This is a genomic window from Beijerinckia sp. 28-YEA-48 (assembly GCF_900104955.1).
Classification (GTDB): domain Bacteria; phylum Pseudomonadota; class Alphaproteobacteria; order Rhizobiales; family Beijerinckiaceae; genus Terripilifer.
The window spans coordinates 2,542,526-2,557,798 of sequence record NZ_FNSI01000001.1 but is presented as its reverse complement, the minus strand read 5'-3'; the positions used below and the strand labels follow the sequence as shown (position 1 = coordinate 2,557,798).

The following is a 15,273-nucleotide window of genomic DNA, read 5'->3' as shown; positions in this document are numbered from 1 at the left end:
AACAGATAATTAAATTGACCGACGGTCGGTCTATAAATAAGGGGAGAGCGGTAGAAGGAAAATCCAGATGCCGCTCATGTCCCCGTCCAGCGCTCCCTACACGCCGCTGCCCAACGCTCAGGCCACGTTCCCGCCGCTGTCCACGACGGGCAAGCGCCTGACCATCGCCGCCGTCTATCTCGGCACGCTGATGGCCTCGCTCGCCATCAGTCTCGTCACCGTCGCCCTGCCGGCCATCCAGTCAGCCCTCAAGGTGGAGTTCTCTGGCCTGCAATGGGTCGTCGGCGCCTATGCGCTCTGCCTCTCGGCTTTCATGCTGTCGGCTGGCCCGCTCAGCGATCGCTATGGGCGCAAGCGCGTCTGGCTGTCGGGAGTGGCGCTGTTTATTTTCGGATCGGCAGTCTGCGCCGCCGCGTCATCGCTGCCGCTTCTCATCGCTGGTTGCGCGCTGCAGGGCATGGCTGGCGCCGTGGTGATCCCGGGTTCGTTGTCGATCCTGACGCAGGCTTTTCCCGATCCGCGGGAGCGCGCCCATGTGATCGGCGGCTGGTCCTCCTTCAGCGGAGTGGCGCTGATCGTCGGTCCGCTGCTGGGCGGCCTGCTGGTCGATCATGTCTCCTGGCGCAGCATCTTCCTCATCAACCTGCCGCTCGGTGCGGTGACATTGGCCATCGGGCTCTGGGGCGTACAGGAGAGCGCCGATCCCGAGCATGCCTCGTTCGATCCGCTGGGGCAGGTGTTGAGCGTGCTCGGCCTCGGCGGGCTCACCTATGCGCTCATCGATGCTGGCGATGCGGGCTGGGCGGCGCCTTCCACCGTGTTGGCGCTCGTCATCGCGCTGGTCGCCTTCATTCTCTTCATCGTCGTTGAGTTGCGTGTGGCGCGCCCGATCTTGCCCGTCGCGTTGTTTCGCGATCGCACCTTCGCCAGCGTTAATTTCGCTTCCTTCGTGCTCGGATTTTCCGGCTACAGCAGCCTGTTCCTGTTCTCTCTGTTTCTGCAACAGGTGCAGGGCTGGTCGGCAACGCAGGCCGGCTGGCGCATGACGCCGGTGTTCATCGCCATGGCGGCCTCAGCCTCGCAATTCGGCCGCCTGGCGCATCGCCACGGCATGCGCCGTTTGATGATCTCAGGCTATGTCCTGCTCGGCCTGTCGATGCTGGCGCTGGCCTGGATCACGCCGTCGACGCCTTACGCCATCGTTGCCTGTCTCTTCACGGTGCTGGGCATCGGCCTGGGGCTCTCGGTGCCAGCCACGGGCGCTGCGGCCATGGCTGCCGTGCCGCGCGCTATGAGTGGCACTGGCTCGGCGACAATGAACGCCCTGCGCCAGAGCGGCATGACCATCGGCATCGCGCTTCTCGGCACGCTGATGAGCGCGCGCGCCCTCTCCACAATGACAGACGGGTTGGCGGCGATACGGATCGGCGATGCGCTCGCGCTCGCCAGCATCGCGGTCCAGCGGCACGAAATGCCGCAAGGCCTGGCGCTGGCACCAGGCGTTTTCAAACCCATGCTGGCCGATGCCTTCGCGCAAGGCTTCTCCAGCGCCGCCATCTGCGCCGGCCTGTTCGGCCTGCTGGTGCCGATCGCCTTGCTGGCAAAGGCGCGTCGGTCCCGACCGTTGATCACAGAGGACAGCCCATCATGAGTGCCCCCATGAAATTCTTCCGCGAGACCGAGCCGAGTATCTTCATCGCCACAGGCCAGCTTGTCAGCGAACAGGACGGCAAGGACTGGGTGGCCGAATACGACCAGCTCCTCGCCCGCGACCTTCCCTTGGTCGTCATCGCCCATGTCGAGGACCAGCCGCAACCAGGCGCCGGCAAGCCGATGATCCTCTGGATCAAGGCCCGCAAGGCGGACCTGAGCCGGCTGGTGAAGCGCACCATCTACGTGGTTGAGGACGACACCCAGCGCGCCGAGATGCAACGCCTGCTGCCCGGCCGCGCCAAAGCCTCGCCCTATCCGATGGCCCTGGCGGCGAGCGAGGCTGAGGCGATTCGACTGGCGCGCGAGAGTTTTTGAGCGGCGGGGTGGGCGAACAGCCGGCGGACGAGCGATTTTCCGCCTGCCCGTCTCGCTGCTGTCATAAGTTATTGATTTAATGGTGCCCAAGGGCGGAATCGAACCACCGACACTGCGATTTTCAGTCGCATGCTCTACCAACTGAGCTACTTGGGCATTTCGCGCTGAGAGCGGAAAGTGGGGCCTTATAGGAAGCGCCCGAGGGCTTGTAAAGTCCACAAGGGGATAACGAGGCAGATTGTCCTCATCATCGTGTAAACCGGTGTTCGGCAAAGGGAAACGCGCTCTTCCGATCTCTCAGCCAAAGCCGTTTGGAAAAGCCGCGCGGGATCTGACCGCGCTTTGATGCGTCGATGCCTTGATATGGTGATTCCGGCACGACCTCGGCCAGATCCCGCACAGGCGCGTGCCATTGGGTTCGCGTCTGTGCGGCCTCGTCCGCCTGAAGGCCTTAATCTCAACCTCGAGGCCGTGCCGTAAAAGCTCGAGGTTAAATCCGGGCCAACTCCATCTCAGAAATCTGCAAGCGTTCAAGATCGGGTGTCCGGCGAACGATGATTTCCAGATCAGAAATGTCGATATCGAGAGTAAATTCTATTGGAGACTTCCAATCGTCGATGATGAATTGGGCGACAATCGTATTCCCGAGATCATGAGCAAATGTGATGTGCGCAGGCCCCGTCGATTCCGCTTTGGCTCGTAGCTGATAGCGACCCCTCTGGAGGGGAATATAGGGGCCGAAGAACAGGGTAGGTTCAGTCGTTTCGAGATGATGCGACTTCTCAAACTTGAACGTGCCATCGCCATGCAGCAGCGCAGATGGGCCTCGATAGACATTGTGATATTGAAAGCCTCTCATTTTGAGGGCAATCAGATTGGATGTTCTCACGACATCTTGTTGGGGTGTCTTCGTCAGGAACAAGTACAAATTCCCGGTTGGATACTTGCCTTTCGGAATCTCGGTGAGAATTCCTTTCCCGCCGATTGAACAGGCCGTCAGGCCAATGCTCCAAATGAAATCCAAAACGGCCTTGCCTTGCTCGGTAGGCTCGGCAGAGTTCGTATAATATTCGAGGATGATCCTGATAGACGGCGATCTTTTGATAACCTCCTGCATTCCTTTGAGGACGTTAAGCTCATTGCCTTCGACGTCGATTTTGACCAGATCGACCTTCAGGTCCTTGTCGAGAAAATCGTCGATAGAGATTTGTTTGACGCGATCAACAACGGTTGCTTCCGGCAGATCCTGTGAAGCATTTTGGATGTGGCTCCCACCCAGGCTATTCATATAGGAAACGAACGAAGCTTCTCCCGGCGCGTCTGAAACCGCGGCGTTTACAAAGGAATTCCTCCCGCTCCAAAACAGGCGATTAACCAGCGCCGTTCGCTTTAGAAACTGGAATGTATGCGGGCTGGCTTCAAACGAGAAAAGGCGACCGTTGTCCCTAACGACATCCCCCGCAATCAGAGAGTAGAGGCCAAAGTTGGCGCCAATGTCGAGGACGACGTCCGCAGGGGAAAGAAACCGCTTGAAAGCCTCCACCTCATCTGGCTCGACGGCGCCGCCGGTGATGAAGATCATCGACTCCCATGAGCGGGTATCGACGCAGATATAGCTTTGGGTGCCGTGAACTTTCGCAAGGCCAACATTGTCGCCCAAAAAGTAATATTGGCCTTCCATTCTTCCCTCTCAGCTAACGAGTGTTTCCAAGCAGGTACGCTATAGCGATTTACGGTTTGAAGGAAACGTCAAACGTTACAAAGGTGGGTCAAAATAGGGATCGCAGGCAAAATAGCGCTTCTATCGAAATGCAATCGGTCCGATTCAAACGCTTATCAGGTACGGCGCCCAAGCCGGCTCACGGCGTCAGCCCGCCGCCCATGTAGATCGCGGACAGGAATGGTCGGTGTCCCGCAGGTTGCGGAGCGCGGATGGAATGCCGAACGATCGGCCAGGAAAGATCGTGTCTGCAGCGCGCGCCCGGCGATTCCAAACCGCGCGTTTGGCGGATTCGATCCGTTACGGGGCTCGGCTTTTGCGCCGCTCCAAATCAAGGAAAGCCGGGGCAGCATGGGAAGGTCATACCTTCCCACCACTCTCATCACCGCTCGACGAACGCCTTCTCGATGACGAAATGGCCGGGCTTGCTGTGGCTGCCTTCGTCGAAGCCGCGCTCTTCGAACATGATGCGCAGTTCTTCCAGCATGCTCGGGTTGCCGCACAGCATGGCGCGATCGGTTTCGAGATCGAGGCGCGGCAGGCCGATGTCGTCGAAGAGTTTGCCCGATGAGATCAGATCGGTGACGCGGCCGCGGTTCTGGAACGGCTCGCGGGTCACGGTCGGATAGTAGATCAGCTTGTCGCTGGTGTATTCGGCCAATACGTCGTCTTCACGCAGGCGCGCCACCAGCTTTTCGCCATAGGAGAGTTCGGACACCTGACGGCAACCGTGCACGAGCACGACCTGCTCGTAGCGCTCATAGATGTCGGGATCCTTGATCAGGCTGGCGAAGGGCGCGAGGCCCGTGCCGGTCGACAGCAGCAGCAGGCGCTTGCCGGGCAGGAGGTTATCAGTGATCAAAGTGCCGGTCGCCTTGCGGCCGACGAGGATGATGTCGCCTTCCTTGATCTTCTGCAGCCGCGAGGTCAGCGGCCCATCGGGCACTTTGATGCTGAAGAACTCGAGGTTCTCTTCGTAATTGGCGCTGGCCATGCTGTAAGCGCGCAGCAGCGGCCGGCCATCGACTTCGAGGCCCATCATCGTGAATTGGCCGTTCAAGAAGCGGAAGCCGGGATCGCGGGTGGTGGTGAAGCTGAACAGCGTGTCGGTCCAGTGGCGAACCGAGAGAACTTGTTCCTTGTTGAAGGCTGACATACGGGCTCGTTGTGTTGGTTCGGGTTGGGCCGGCGTGACATCAACAGCTAAGCTGAAGAAGGGCCTCGCAGACGACAGGGATGGGCGTACCTTGTCAAGTTGCTATTTATCATTATTCTAGTGTATATATTTTAATATCACTTCCAAAAGAAGTATAATTTAATAACCCGCCTGTCAATCGCTTGTGATTGCGGCGGAGATATGCGCCGATCGCACTTGTCAGTTTGTTTTGGATTTCGACAACGTGGCAGATGGGTGGATCCGGTCTCGAGTCCGGCATGGGGATACAGATGAACACGCCAAATCCGCTCGACACCATCATCGGCTATCATGCCCATATCTATTTCAAGGACGCGACGGAGCGGGCCGTTGCCGAGACCCTGCGGGCACGGATTGGCGAGCGATTCCGCGTCCAGCTCGGCCGCTGGCATGATCGGCTCGTCGGCCCCCATGCGCGGCCGATGTATCAGGTGGCGTTCGAGGTCGATCAATTCGCCGCCTTCGTGCCCTGGCTGATGATCAATCGCGCCGGCCTCACCATCCTTGTCCATCCCGACACGCGTCATCCGCGCCAGGACCATCTGGTCAATGCGCTGTGGCTCGGCGAAGTGCTGCCGATCCTCAATGTCGAGCAATTGCCGGTCTCCACCGTGGGCGAGCCGGACGATGCGATCGTGCCGAATACCACGCCGACCCTGGCGGCTTAAGGCGCGCTGGGTCGCCGAACCAGCGAGGTTGCATATCAGGGTCCATGATAGTTAGTATGCCGGCGCGCGAGGGGCGCAGTTTGGTAAGGCGATACGATGCTCGATCTTGATAATCTGGTGGCGATTGACGTTCACACCCATGCGGAGGGTCCGTGCGGTTGCCCGTCGTGGGAGGATTCTCGCGACCTGCAGGAGGGGATGAAGAAATATTTCAAGAAGGAATTCGAGCAGCCGACCATTCCGGAGATCGCCGAATATTACCGCAAGCGTAAAATCGCCGTCGTCATCTTCACCGTCGATCACGAGCACAATCTCGGTCACCGCCGCTATCCCAACGAGGAAGTGGCGACTTTGGCCAACGAAAACTCCGACATCATGATTCCCTTCGCCTCGATCGACCCGCACAAGGGCAAGCTCGGCGCGCGTGAAGCGAAGCGGCTGGTGCGCGATTTCGGCGTGCAGGGATTCAAATTCCATCCCTCGACCCAGGGTTTCCACCCCAGCGATCGCATGTGCTACCCGCTCTATGAAGCGATCGCGGAAACCGGCAAGCCGGCGCTGTTTCACACCGGCCAGACGGGCGTTGGCTCAGGCATGCGCGGCGGCTACGGCATCAAGCTCGAATATTCCAATCCGATGTATCTCGATGCGGTGGCGGCTGACTTCCCGGACATGCCGATCATCATGGCGCATCCGTCCTTCCCCTGGCAGGAGGAGGCGTGTGCCGTCGCCCTGCACAAGCCCAACGTCTATATCGACCTGTCGGGTTGGTCGCCGAAATATTTTCCGCCGATCCTCGTGCAATACGCCAATTCGCTGTTGAAGCACAAAGTGCTGTTTGGTTCCGACTTTCCGGCCATCACGCCGGATCGCTGGCTGAAGGATTTCGAGGCCATCGATATCAAGCCGGAAGTGCGGCCGCTGATCCTCAAGGAGAACGCCATCAAGCTCCTCAAGCTGCGCGGCTGATTGAAAGATGAAAAGAAGAGGGGCCGCCGGATTGTTCCGGCGGCCCCTTTTTATGCAGTGGAATGTCAGGCGTGTTCGATCTTCGCCGCCGAGGTCGAGGCTTCGGCCTGCGCCTCGTCCATGCTCTTGATGCCGTTGAAGAAGGCATTCAGTGCGACGGCGGAGATGGCGCACAGCAGAATGCCGGATTCGAGCAGCGGATGCAGATCGTGCGGCAGATTCTTGAAAAAGTTCGGTGCGGCAAGTGGAATCATGCCGAAGCCGACTGAGATCGCCACAACGAACATGTTGTTGGGGCTGCTCTTGAAGTCGACGTTGGTGAGAATGCGTGCACCGGTCGCCGCCACCATGCCGAACATGACCAGGCCGGCGCCGCCGAGCACCACTGTCGGCACCGCTTCGACCAGCGCCGCCATTTTCGGCAGGAGGCCGAGCAACAACAAGATGACACCACCGGTGATCGTCACCCAGCGCGAGCGCACGCCTGTGATGCCGACGAGGCCGACGTTCTGCGAAAATGACGTATAGGGGAAGGTGTTGAAGATACCGCCGATGAGCGTACCGACGCCGTCAGCGCGCAGGCCGCGTGTCAGATCATTCTGTTTGACTTTGACACCGGTCATTTCCGCCAGCGCCAGGAACATGCCGAGCGACTCGATCATCACCACGATCATCACGATGCACATGGTGAGAACGGGCACGAGATGGAATTTCGGCACGCCGAAATGAAACGGTGTGACGATGTCGAACCACGGAGCGGAGATCACCTTTTCGAAATGCATCACGCCCATGACGGAGGCGATAATGCAGCCGATGACGATGCCGAGCAGAACGGAGATGTTACGCAGAAATCCGTCCGTCCATCTGATGATAGCGAGGATGACCAGAAGAACGAAAAGAGCCAGCCCCAGTCCCTGTAATTGTCCATAGGCGGGATTGGGAAACTGGCCAGCCACACCATCGACGACGCGGGTGAGGGTGGGGATGCCGCCGCCGGCCCAGTTGATACCGACGCGCATCAATGAAATGCCGATGATCATGATGATCGTACCGGTCACGACAGGGGGGAACAGCGGCAGGAGGCGTGAGATGAAGGGCGCCACCAACGTGCCGAATATGCCGGCGGCGATCACCGAGCCAAAAATACCGAGAATGCCGATCTCGGGCATGTTGGCCATGGTCAACATCGGGCCGACGGAGGCGAAGGTAACACCCATCATCACCGGCAGACGGATGCCCGTGCCCCAGATGCCATAACTTTGCACGAGCGTAGCGATACCACAGGCGAAAAGGTCGGCGCTGATCAGAAAGGCGACGTCTTCCGGTGGCAATTTGAGAGCGCGTCCGATGATCAAGGGGACCGCCACCGCGCCCGCATACATCACCAAGACATGTTGCAGGCCGAGCGCCGTCAAAATGCCGAGAGGCAGTTTTTGATCGACCTTATTTATATTTGAATCGCTCATGACATCCCCCTTGCAGTTGGCGCGCGTCGATACGCAGCCAAAAGTCCTCCTCAACCGGTGCGCCATCCAAGCCCTCCAGCGAGGCGCGCCGGCTTATGTCAAAGCGGTTGTAGCCGCGATTTATTCCAATGCGCCGACCGCCTTCTCCACGGCGGTAACGATCGCATTCGATTGCACCAGGTCGCGGGCCTGCACCATTTCGATGCCGTACCAGCGGTCGCCATCGAGCGCCGGCGCGATGATCTCACGCACGGCGCCAAGCGCTGCTTGCGTGCCGCTGCCGATGGGATGTTGCGCGGCGACTTTCTCGATCAGCGACAGCGCCTGCGTCGCCAGCAGGATTTCACCGGCGACGATCTGTTCGACATTCTCGGCGATGGTGCGCGCCTTGCGGCCGCACCAGGTGGAATTCGACACGTGGTCTTCGGCATTCGACTTGCCGGGAATGGAATCGACCGAACCCGGCATGGACAAGGTGCGATTTTCCATCACCAAGGCCGACATCGAACATTGCACGGTGGCGTAGCCGGTGTTGAGGCCGCGCGTGCCGGCGAGCAGATTGCGCGGCAGGCCGTAGCTCATGGTCGGGTCGATCAACCGCGCCAGCCGGCGCTCACTGATCGAGCCGAGATCGGTCAGCACCATGGCGACGAGATCCATAGCTTGCGCCACATACTGGCCGTGGAAGTGACCGCCGGAAATAATTTCATAGCCGCCCTTGCCATTGTCGAAGACCAGCGGATTGTCAGTGGCGGAATTGATCTCCGTGGCGATGATGCGCTCGGCATAGGCCAGCGCCTCGCGTACGGGCCCGTGCACCTGCGGGCCACAGCGCAGCGAATAGACGTCCTGCACCCGTGGCGCAGCGGGCTTCGAGGGATCGCGGTTCTCATCAGGATAGACCGTCTGACGCGCCGCTTCCGAACAGCGTTGCGAGTCGCCAGCGAGTTTCAGCACGTTGCGCGCCGTCGCTGCCTGGCCCGGATGCGGCCGTGCCGCATGGAGGCGCGCCTGGAAGGCAATGAGCTCACCACGCAGGCATTCAAGCGACAGCGCCAGCGAAATATCGGCATGTTTGAGAATGCGCTTGGCATCCTCGATCACCAAGGCCGCCAACGCCAAAGAGACAGTCGAACCATTGATCAGGCAGGAAGCATCCTTGGCCGAGAGATCGAAGGTCTTCGACAGGCCGGCGGCGGCGAGCGCGTCCTGTGCGCTCATCCATTTGCCCTGCCAGAACATCTGCGCTTCTTCGAAGCCGCAGATCGCGCCCGACATATGGGCCAGCGGCGCCAGATCGCCCGAGGCGCCGACCGAACCCTTCTGCGGAATATAGGGGACAAGGCCGGCGTTCAGGCAGTCAAGCAGCCGCTCGACCAGTTCGACGCGCGGGCCGGAATAGTTGGAGGCGAAAGCATTGGCGCGCAACAGCATGGTGGCGCGCGCGACATCCTCGGCAAAGGGCTCGCCGATGCCCGTGGCATGGGCATAGACGGACTTGCGCTGATACTCGACCATGTCCTTCATCAGCACGCGCTGATCCTTGAACAGGCCGACGCCGGTGTTGAAGGAATACATCAACGGCGCTTCGTCGTTCATGAAGTTCTGGTCGAGCCAGTCGCGCGTGGCCGCGAGCTCGGCGCGTGCCTCCGGCGACAGACTGACTTTGGCGAAAGCGCCGGACGCATCGCGCCGGCTGACCGCCACCACATCGGCGGTGGTGAGCGCGTGCCCGTCGATGACGACATTCATGATCCGGCTCCAAGTTTTTCGGCAGGTTCTGCGGAGAGTGTTTTGAGAAATTCGTAGAGAGCGACGCTCGCCGCTTCCATATCGCCGGGCGAGGTGAACTCGGCCGGGTTGTGGCTGATGCCGCCACGGCAGCGGGCGAAAATCATGGCGATGGGGATGCGGCCGTTGAACGACATCGCGTCATGGCCGGCGCCGCTGGCGAGCCGATAGGCGGCATGACCCAAGTGTTCGAAACTGCGGCCGAGCATATCCATCAGCGCGGGATCGCACGGTGCCGCCGGCATGTCGTAGCTCGGCGTGAACACCGCTTCGACACCGCGCCGCTGCGCAATCCGGCTGATCTCTTCTGCGATCCGTGCCACCGCCGCCTTACGCTCGGCATCGGACGGGCTGCGCACGTCAAGCGACATTGTCACCGCGCCCGGCACGATATTGACCGCGCCATAAGGCGTCTCGATCCGGCCGACGGTCGCCACCAGTCCGCGCTGGCTGCGGCCGATGGCCTCAACGGCGAGGATCATTGCGGCGGCCGCCGTCAACGCATCGTGGCGCAGGCTCATCGGCAGGGTGCCGGAGTGACCACTTTTGCCCGTGATCGTGATGGTGCCGCGCGTCGCGCCGTTGATGGCGGTGACGATACCGATCGGCAGACCCTCGGATTCGAGCACCGGGCCTTGTTCGATATGCACTTCCACATAACCGATGGTCTTGGCTGGATCGCGCCCCTGTTTCGTTGCGGTGCCAGGATCGGCGCCGAAGCGGAGCAGGGCTTCGCGGCGGCTGATGCCGTCAGCATCCTGATGGTCGAGCGCGATGGGATCGAACGTGCCGGCCACCGCGCGCGAACCCGTCAAGGTCGAGGGATAGCGCACGCCTTCCTCATCGCCGAAAGCCAGCACCTCAATGGCGAAGGGCAGAGCCGCGTCCTCGCTTCTCAATCGATCGACGGCGGCGATGGCAGCGATGACGCCGAAATTGCCGTCATATTTTCCGGCGTTGCGCACGGTATCAATATGCGAGCCCAGCAAGAGGGTCTTCGCCGCCTTGCCCGTCGGCCGCGTTGCCTCGATACGGCCGACGACCGTGCCGAGCGCGTCGACATGCACCTTCATGCCGGCCTGGATCATCCAGGCCGTTACCATGTCGGCGGCGTTGCGATGCGCCGGCGTCAAGGTCAGGCGTGTCAGCATGTCCGGCTCGGCGCTGAACTGCGCCAGCGCCTCGATGCGCGCCGCCAGCGCCTGACCCGTGGTCTGGACGAGGGGCGCGATCGTGCTCATTGCGGCAGCCGGTCGGCGAGCCGCAGCGCGGCGATGCGTTCGATCTGGCTCAGCGCCGTTTCGGTTTCGGCTTCCACCGAATTACCGATGCGCTGTTCGAAGCCGGCGAGGATCTGCTCCTTCGTCGCGCCTTTCACAGCCATGATGAAGGGAAAGCCGAATTTGCTGCGATAGGCATCGTTGATGTTAGTGAAGTGCTTCAGCTCATCCGGGCTCAATTGGTCGAGGCCGGCGGAACTCTGCTCCTTGGTCGAATCCGCTGTCAGCTGTTTCGCCACGGCCAGGCGCCCGGCGAGATCGGGATGGGCGCGGATCAGTTTCAGCTTCTCGCCATTGTCCATGGCGTGCATGGCCTTCACCAACGCGGTGTGAAGGCCGCTGGCCGTGTCCTCGCTGCTGCCCAAGCCAGCGCGATGGGCGCGTTCGGCGATCTGAGGCGTATGTTCGAAAATGTCGCCATAGAGTTCGAGGAATACGGGCAGAGCCATCTGGCTTGGCTTGTGACCGCCTTTGGGCGGATGGGTCTTGATCCAATGCCGCGCGATATCGATACGTCGCGCCACCCAGACACGCTCATGCGATTGCACATAGTCGAGGAAGCGCGCCAGCGCCGCCGCGCGGCCCGGCCGGCCGACGAGCCGGCAGTGCAGGCCGATCGACAGCATTTTCGGACTGTCGGTCCCCTCGGCATAAAGATAGTCGAAGGAATCCTTCAGATAGCTGAAAAACTGGTCGCCACTGTTGAACCCCTGCGGCGTGGCGAAACGCATGTCGTTGGCGTCGAGCGTATAGGGAACGATCAATTCCTGCCGGCCATGCGCGTCGATCCAATAGGGCAGGTCGTCGGCATAGGCGTCGGCGAAATAGAGAAAGTGGCCCTCGGCGGTGGCGAGCGGAATCGTCTGCTCCGAACTGCGGCCCTGATAGAAGCCTTGCGGCGGCGTCCCGGTGACGCGCGTGTGAAGATCGATCGCTTCGCGGATATGCCGGCGCTCGGTCTCCGCATCGACATCCTTATAGTCGATCCACTTGAGGCCGTGGCTGGCGATCTCCCAGCCAGCGTCCTTCATGCCGGCGACAGCTTCGGGATTGCGCGCGAGCGCAGTGGCAATGGCGAAGACGGTGACTGGCATGTGGCGCTCGGTGAACATGCGATGCAGCCGCCAGAAGCCGGCGCGCGATCCATATTCGTAGATCGATTCCATGTTCATGTGCCGCTGCCCTGGCCAGGGCGCGGCGCCGACGATCTCCGACAGGAAAGCTTCCGAGGCGGCATCGCCATGCAGAATGCAGTTCTCGCCGCCTTCCTCGTAGTTGATGACGAATTGCACGGCGATACGGGCCTGGCCCGGCCAGCGTGCATCGGGAAACTGCCGGCCGTAGCCGATCATGTCGCGGGGATAATCTGACATCACGACCCCCGATAGGTGGAATAGGACCAGGGCGAGGCGAGCAGCGGCACGTGATAATGCTTGGCTGGATCGGCGATGCCGAAACGCAGCGGGATCACATCGAGAAACGGCGGCTCGGAAACGGTGACGCCCCGGCCTTTGAAGTAAGCGCCCATGTGGAAGCGCAGTTCGAAGGTCCCGGGCTGGATCGCTTCAGGGGCAATCAACAGCCCGTCAGTGCGCCCGTCCGCATTGGTGGTGAAGCTGCCCTGGCGGACGGCGCTGCCGTCAGGTGCGATGGCGAACAGTTCGATTTTCACCCCTTGGGCGGGAATACCCGCATGGGTGTCGAGAATATGCGTTGAAAGACCAGCCATACGTCAGCTCCACAACCCTATGCTAGCGCAGAGAAATCGTCAGATTTGAAAAAAGAATTTGAAAGTGATCGCACAAGGCGTGGGCAATGGCGCGATCAGGCGGTGCGAGGCAAGATCGGGGCCGGCCTTTTCGCTTGGGGCAGTGCCCGTTCAGCCAGATGCGCCCGGATCATCGGGATCACCATGTCGGCGAAGACCCGCACCTTGCTCGGCATGGCGCGCGGATAGGGATAGAGCAGGCTTAACGTCACCGGTGTCGGTGGCGCGTCGGCGAGCACGGTCTCGAGCGCGCCCGAACTCAGGTGCTCGGCCACTTCGAAAATAGGTTTCAGGGCGATGCCCAACCCGCCGAGCGCCCATTGCGTCAGTACATCGCCGTCGTCGGCGTCGGTGGAGCCCGACACCGGCACCTGCCGGGCCACGCCATTCTCCATCAGCGACCAGCGCACCTGCTGGCTGCCGGGAAAGCGCAGCAACAGGCATTCGTGGTTGAACAGGTCCTCGATCCGCTCCGGCCGGCCACGGCGGGCGAGATAAGCGGGGGAGGCGACGAGCACGCGATCGATATCGGCGATCTTGCGCATGGTGAGGGAGGAATCCTCCATGGCCGCCATGCGCACGGCGATGTCGACCGATTCCATCAGCACGTCGATCAGATAGTCCGACAGGCGCAGGCGCACGTCGATCAGCGGATAGGCCGAGCGGAAGTTGACGATCGCCGGGGTGATGACCTCCCGGCCGAGCCCGAGCGGTGCGGTGATTTTCAACGAGCCACGGGGCGCGGCGCCCATTTCGGCAACGCTGCTCTCAGCCCGCTCCACCGCCTCGCGGATTTCGATGCAGCGTTCATAGAAGACGCGGCCCTGTTCGGTCAGGCGCATTTGCCGGGTGGTGCGGTGAAACAGCCGGCAGCCGAGGTGGCGTTCCAGCGTCTTGATGCGGTGGCTGACCACCGCCGCCGACAAGCCGAGGCTACGGCCGGCGGCGGAAAACGAGCCTGCCTCTACCGAGCGGATGAAAACCGAGATGTTTTCGAGTGTCGCCAAGGGGTCGCGGGTCTTCGGTGCGAGAGTCTTACAAATTCGATTTGAAAATCATTGCAATTTTCTCATTCTATCGCAAGGCAGGTTTCTTGCTAGACTTGTTCCGCTGGATTTGGCGCAGGCGACTGTCGGGAGAGCTGGGGCGATATGGACGGGATCATTATGGAATGGGGTGGGATGCTGCTCCGTTGGGTGCACATCATCACCGGCATCGCCTGGATCGGCTCATCCTTTTATTTCATGCATATCGATGCGGCGCTGCGCGCCACGCCCGAAATCCCGAAAGAAAAGGGTGGCGAGGCTTGGGAAGTGCACGGTGGCGGCTTCTATCACGTGCGCAAATATCTGGTGGCGCCGGAAAAGCTGCCGGACGAGCTGATCTGGCATAAGTGGGAATCCTATTCGACCTGGGTTTCCGGCTTCTTCCTGCTGGTCTGGGTCTATTACGTCTCCGCCGACGTCTATCTGATTGATCCGGCGGTGCGGCAGATCTCGCCCTGGCTCGCCGCCACCTATGGCATCGGCGGCTTGGTGTTGGGTTGGATTGTTTACGATCAGCTCTGCCGCTCGCGCATCGCCAAAAGCGATCTGGCGCTCGCCACCGTCGGTTTCGCCTTCATCATTCTGATGGCGTACCTCTATCAGCAGGTGTTTTCGGCGCGCGGCGCCTTCATTCACACCGGCGCTCTGATGGCGACGATGATGACCGGCAATGTCGCTCTGGTGATCATCCCCAATCAGTACAAGGTGATCGACTCGCTGATCAAAGGCGAGAAGCCCGATCCGGCGTTGGGCAAGACGGGTAAGCAGCGCTCCACCCACAATAACTATCTCACCCTGCCGGTGCTGTTCCTGATGATCTCAGGGCACTATCCGCTGTCCTATTCGAGCCCGCATGCCTATGTGGTCATCGGCCTCGTGCTCGTTGCCGGCGCGGTCGTGCGGCATTTCTACAACGAACGTCATGCCGGGCGCGGCAATCATTGGTGGGCCTGGATCGTGGCAGCGCTCGCCATGTGGACGGCGATCTGGATTAGCATGCCGCAGACGACGGCGGGCCGTGAGACATTGGGCCTGTCCGAGATGAAGCTCGATACGCCGATCGCCGGCCTGCCGAAAGCGCCGGAGAAGATCGCCGAAATCGTCAGCTCACGCTGCGCTATGTGCCATGCCCAGCAGCCGGTATGGCCGGGCATTTCCATCGCGCCGAAGGGCGTGCGGCTCGACCATCCCGAATTTGTCCAGCGCTATCGCGAGGAAATTCGCATGTTCGCTGGGCTCACACGTGCCATGCCGCCCAACAATCTCACCGGCATGACGGATGAAGAGCGGGCTCTAATCCGCGCCTGGAGCCGCACGCGCGCTGCCCAAGAGTAAGCATCCA

At 61.0% G+C, this 15,273-nt stretch carries 13 protein-coding genes and 1 tRNA gene; 5 read left to right on the top strand and 9 right to left on the bottom strand.

Annotated elements, in window-relative coordinates; genetic code table 11:
* The first annotated feature begins 67 nt into the window (after positions 1-67).
* Positions 68-1,651 (top strand): DHA2 family efflux MFS transporter permease subunit, encoded by a 1,584-nt coding sequence (locus tag BLW50_RS12035; protein WP_244544218.1) that lies wholly within the window; start codon positions 68-70, stop codon positions 1,649-1,651.
* Positions 1,648-2,028 carry a hypothetical protein gene (locus tag BLW50_RS12030; RefSeq protein WP_244544217.1) on the top strand — a complete coding sequence of 127 codons (381 nt, stop codon included), beginning with the start codon at positions 1,648-1,650 and terminating at the stop codon, positions 2,026-2,028. The genes BLW50_RS12035 and BLW50_RS12030 overlap by 4 nt, the downstream gene beginning before the upstream one ends.
* A gap of 80 nt (positions 2,029-2,108) precedes the next feature.
* Here the strand turns inward: BLW50_RS12030 and BLW50_RS12025 are convergent.
* From BLW50_RS12025 to BLW50_RS12015, 3 genes are all read right to left on the bottom strand, one after another.
* Positions 2,109-2,184, bottom strand: a tRNA-Phe gene (locus BLW50_RS12025).
* Between the two features lie 334 nt (positions 2,185-2,518).
* The gene (locus tag BLW50_RS12020) at positions 2,519-3,709 is read right to left on the bottom strand and encodes an FkbM family methyltransferase (RefSeq protein WP_090702322.1); all 1,191 of its coding nucleotides are present in this window, start codon (positions 3,707-3,709) and stop codon (positions 2,519-2,521) included.
* Between the two features lie 421 nt (positions 3,710-4,130).
* Positions 4,131-4,904 (bottom strand): ferredoxin--NADP reductase, encoded by a 774-nt coding sequence (locus tag BLW50_RS12015; protein WP_090702319.1) that lies wholly within the window; start codon positions 4,902-4,904, stop codon positions 4,131-4,133.
* Positions 4,905-5,194: 290 nt separating this feature from the next.
* Here BLW50_RS12015 and BLW50_RS12010 point away from each other — a divergent pair, with 290 nt between their 5' ends.
* Positions 5,195-5,611, top strand: coding sequence for a DOPA 4,5-dioxygenase family protein (locus BLW50_RS12010; protein WP_244544216.1), 417 nt, complete (start codon positions 5,195-5,197; stop codon positions 5,609-5,611).
* A gap of 96 nt (positions 5,612-5,707) precedes the next feature.
* Positions 5,708-6,580, top strand: coding sequence for an amidohydrolase family protein (locus tag BLW50_RS12005; RefSeq protein ID WP_090702317.1), 873 nt, complete (start codon positions 5,708-5,710; stop codon positions 6,578-6,580).
* A 65-nt stretch (positions 6,581-6,645) separates the two neighbouring features.
* On the opposite strand, the gene BLW50_RS12000 is transcribed toward BLW50_RS12005, so the two are convergent.
* The 6 genes from BLW50_RS12000 to BLW50_RS11975 all read right to left on the bottom strand — a co-directional run bounded on the left by BLW50_RS12000 (position 6,646) and on the right by BLW50_RS11975 (position 13,892).
* Complete coding sequence (locus BLW50_RS12000) at positions 6,646-8,046, bottom strand: nucleobase:cation symporter-2 family protein (RefSeq protein ID WP_090702313.1); 1,401 nt, start codon at positions 8,044-8,046, stop codon at positions 6,646-6,648.
* A gap of 120 nt (positions 8,047-8,166) precedes the next feature.
* Positions 8,167-9,798, bottom strand: a complete 1,632-nt coding sequence (locus BLW50_RS11995; RefSeq protein WP_090702311.1) for an HAL/PAL/TAL family ammonia-lyase — start codon at positions 9,796-9,798, stop codon at positions 8,167-8,169.
* Positions 9,795-11,078: an allantoate amidohydrolase gene (locus tag BLW50_RS11990; RefSeq protein WP_090702308.1), complete on the bottom strand. Its 1,284-nt coding sequence runs from the start codon at positions 11,076-11,078 to the stop codon at positions 9,795-9,797. Before BLW50_RS11990 ends, BLW50_RS11995 begins: the two co-directional genes overlap by 4 nt.
* Positions 11,075-12,493: an allantoinase PuuE gene (gene puuE, locus BLW50_RS11985; RefSeq protein ID WP_090702304.1), complete on the bottom strand. Its 1,419-nt coding sequence runs from the start codon at positions 12,491-12,493 to the stop codon at positions 11,075-11,077. Before puuE ends, BLW50_RS11990 begins: the two co-directional genes overlap by 4 nt.
* Complete coding sequence (gene uraH / locus BLW50_RS11980) at positions 12,490-12,846, bottom strand: hydroxyisourate hydrolase (RefSeq protein ID WP_090702302.1); 357 nt, start codon at positions 12,844-12,846, stop codon at positions 12,490-12,492. Before uraH ends, puuE begins: the two co-directional genes overlap by 4 nt.
* A gap of 95 nt (positions 12,847-12,941) precedes the next feature.
* The gene (locus tag BLW50_RS11975; protein WP_090702298.1) at positions 12,942-13,892 is read right to left on the bottom strand and encodes a LysR family transcriptional regulator; all 951 of its coding nucleotides are present in this window, start codon (positions 13,890-13,892) and stop codon (positions 12,942-12,944) included.
* A gap of 144 nt (positions 13,893-14,036) precedes the next feature.
* Between BLW50_RS11975 and BLW50_RS11970 the strand changes: the two genes are divergently transcribed.
* Complete coding sequence (locus BLW50_RS11970; RefSeq protein WP_090702295.1) at positions 14,037-15,266, top strand: urate hydroxylase PuuD; 1,230 nt, start codon at positions 14,037-14,039, stop codon at positions 15,264-15,266.
* Positions 15,267-15,273 lie beyond the last annotated feature (7 nt).

Excerpts from the sequence above, each read along its gene's own strand:
- BLW50_RS11995 (WP_090702311.1), bottom strand. The coding sequence starts at position 9,798 with ATGAATGTCGTCATCGACGGGCACGCGCTCACCACCGCCGATGTGGTG.
- BLW50_RS12015 (WP_090702319.1), bottom strand. The coding sequence starts at position 4,904 with ATGTCAGCCTTCAACAAGGAACAAGTTCTCTCGGTTCGCCACTGGACC.
- BLW50_RS11990 (WP_090702308.1), bottom strand. The coding sequence starts at position 11,078 with ATGAGCACGATCGCGCCCCTCGTCCAGACCACGGGTCAGGCGCTGGCG.
- BLW50_RS12030 (WP_244544217.1), top strand. The coding sequence starts at position 1,648 with ATGAGTGCCCCCATGAAATTCTTCCGCGAGACCGAGCCGAGTATCTTC.
- BLW50_RS12035 (WP_244544218.1), top strand. The coding sequence starts at position 68 with ATGCCGCTCATGTCCCCGTCCAGCGCTCCCTACACGCCGCTGCCCAAC.
- BLW50_RS12000 (WP_090702313.1), bottom strand. The coding sequence starts at position 8,046 with ATGAGCGATTCAAATATAAATAAGGTCGATCAAAAACTGCCTCTCGGC.
- BLW50_RS12020 (WP_090702322.1), bottom strand. The coding sequence starts at position 3,709 with ATGGAAGGCCAATATTACTTTTTGGGCGACAATGTTGGCCTTGCGAAA.
- uraH (WP_090702302.1), bottom strand. The coding sequence starts at position 12,846 with ATGGCTGGTCTTTCAACGCATATTCTCGACACCCATGCGGGTATTCCC.
- BLW50_RS11970 (WP_090702295.1), top strand. The coding sequence starts at position 14,037 with ATGGACGGGATCATTATGGAATGGGGTGGGATGCTGCTCCGTTGGGTG.
- BLW50_RS12010 (WP_244544216.1), top strand. The coding sequence starts at position 5,195 with ATGAACACGCCAAATCCGCTCGACACCATCATCGGCTATCATGCCCAT.
- BLW50_RS12005 (WP_090702317.1), top strand. The coding sequence starts at position 5,708 with ATGCTCGATCTTGATAATCTGGTGGCGATTGACGTTCACACCCATGCG.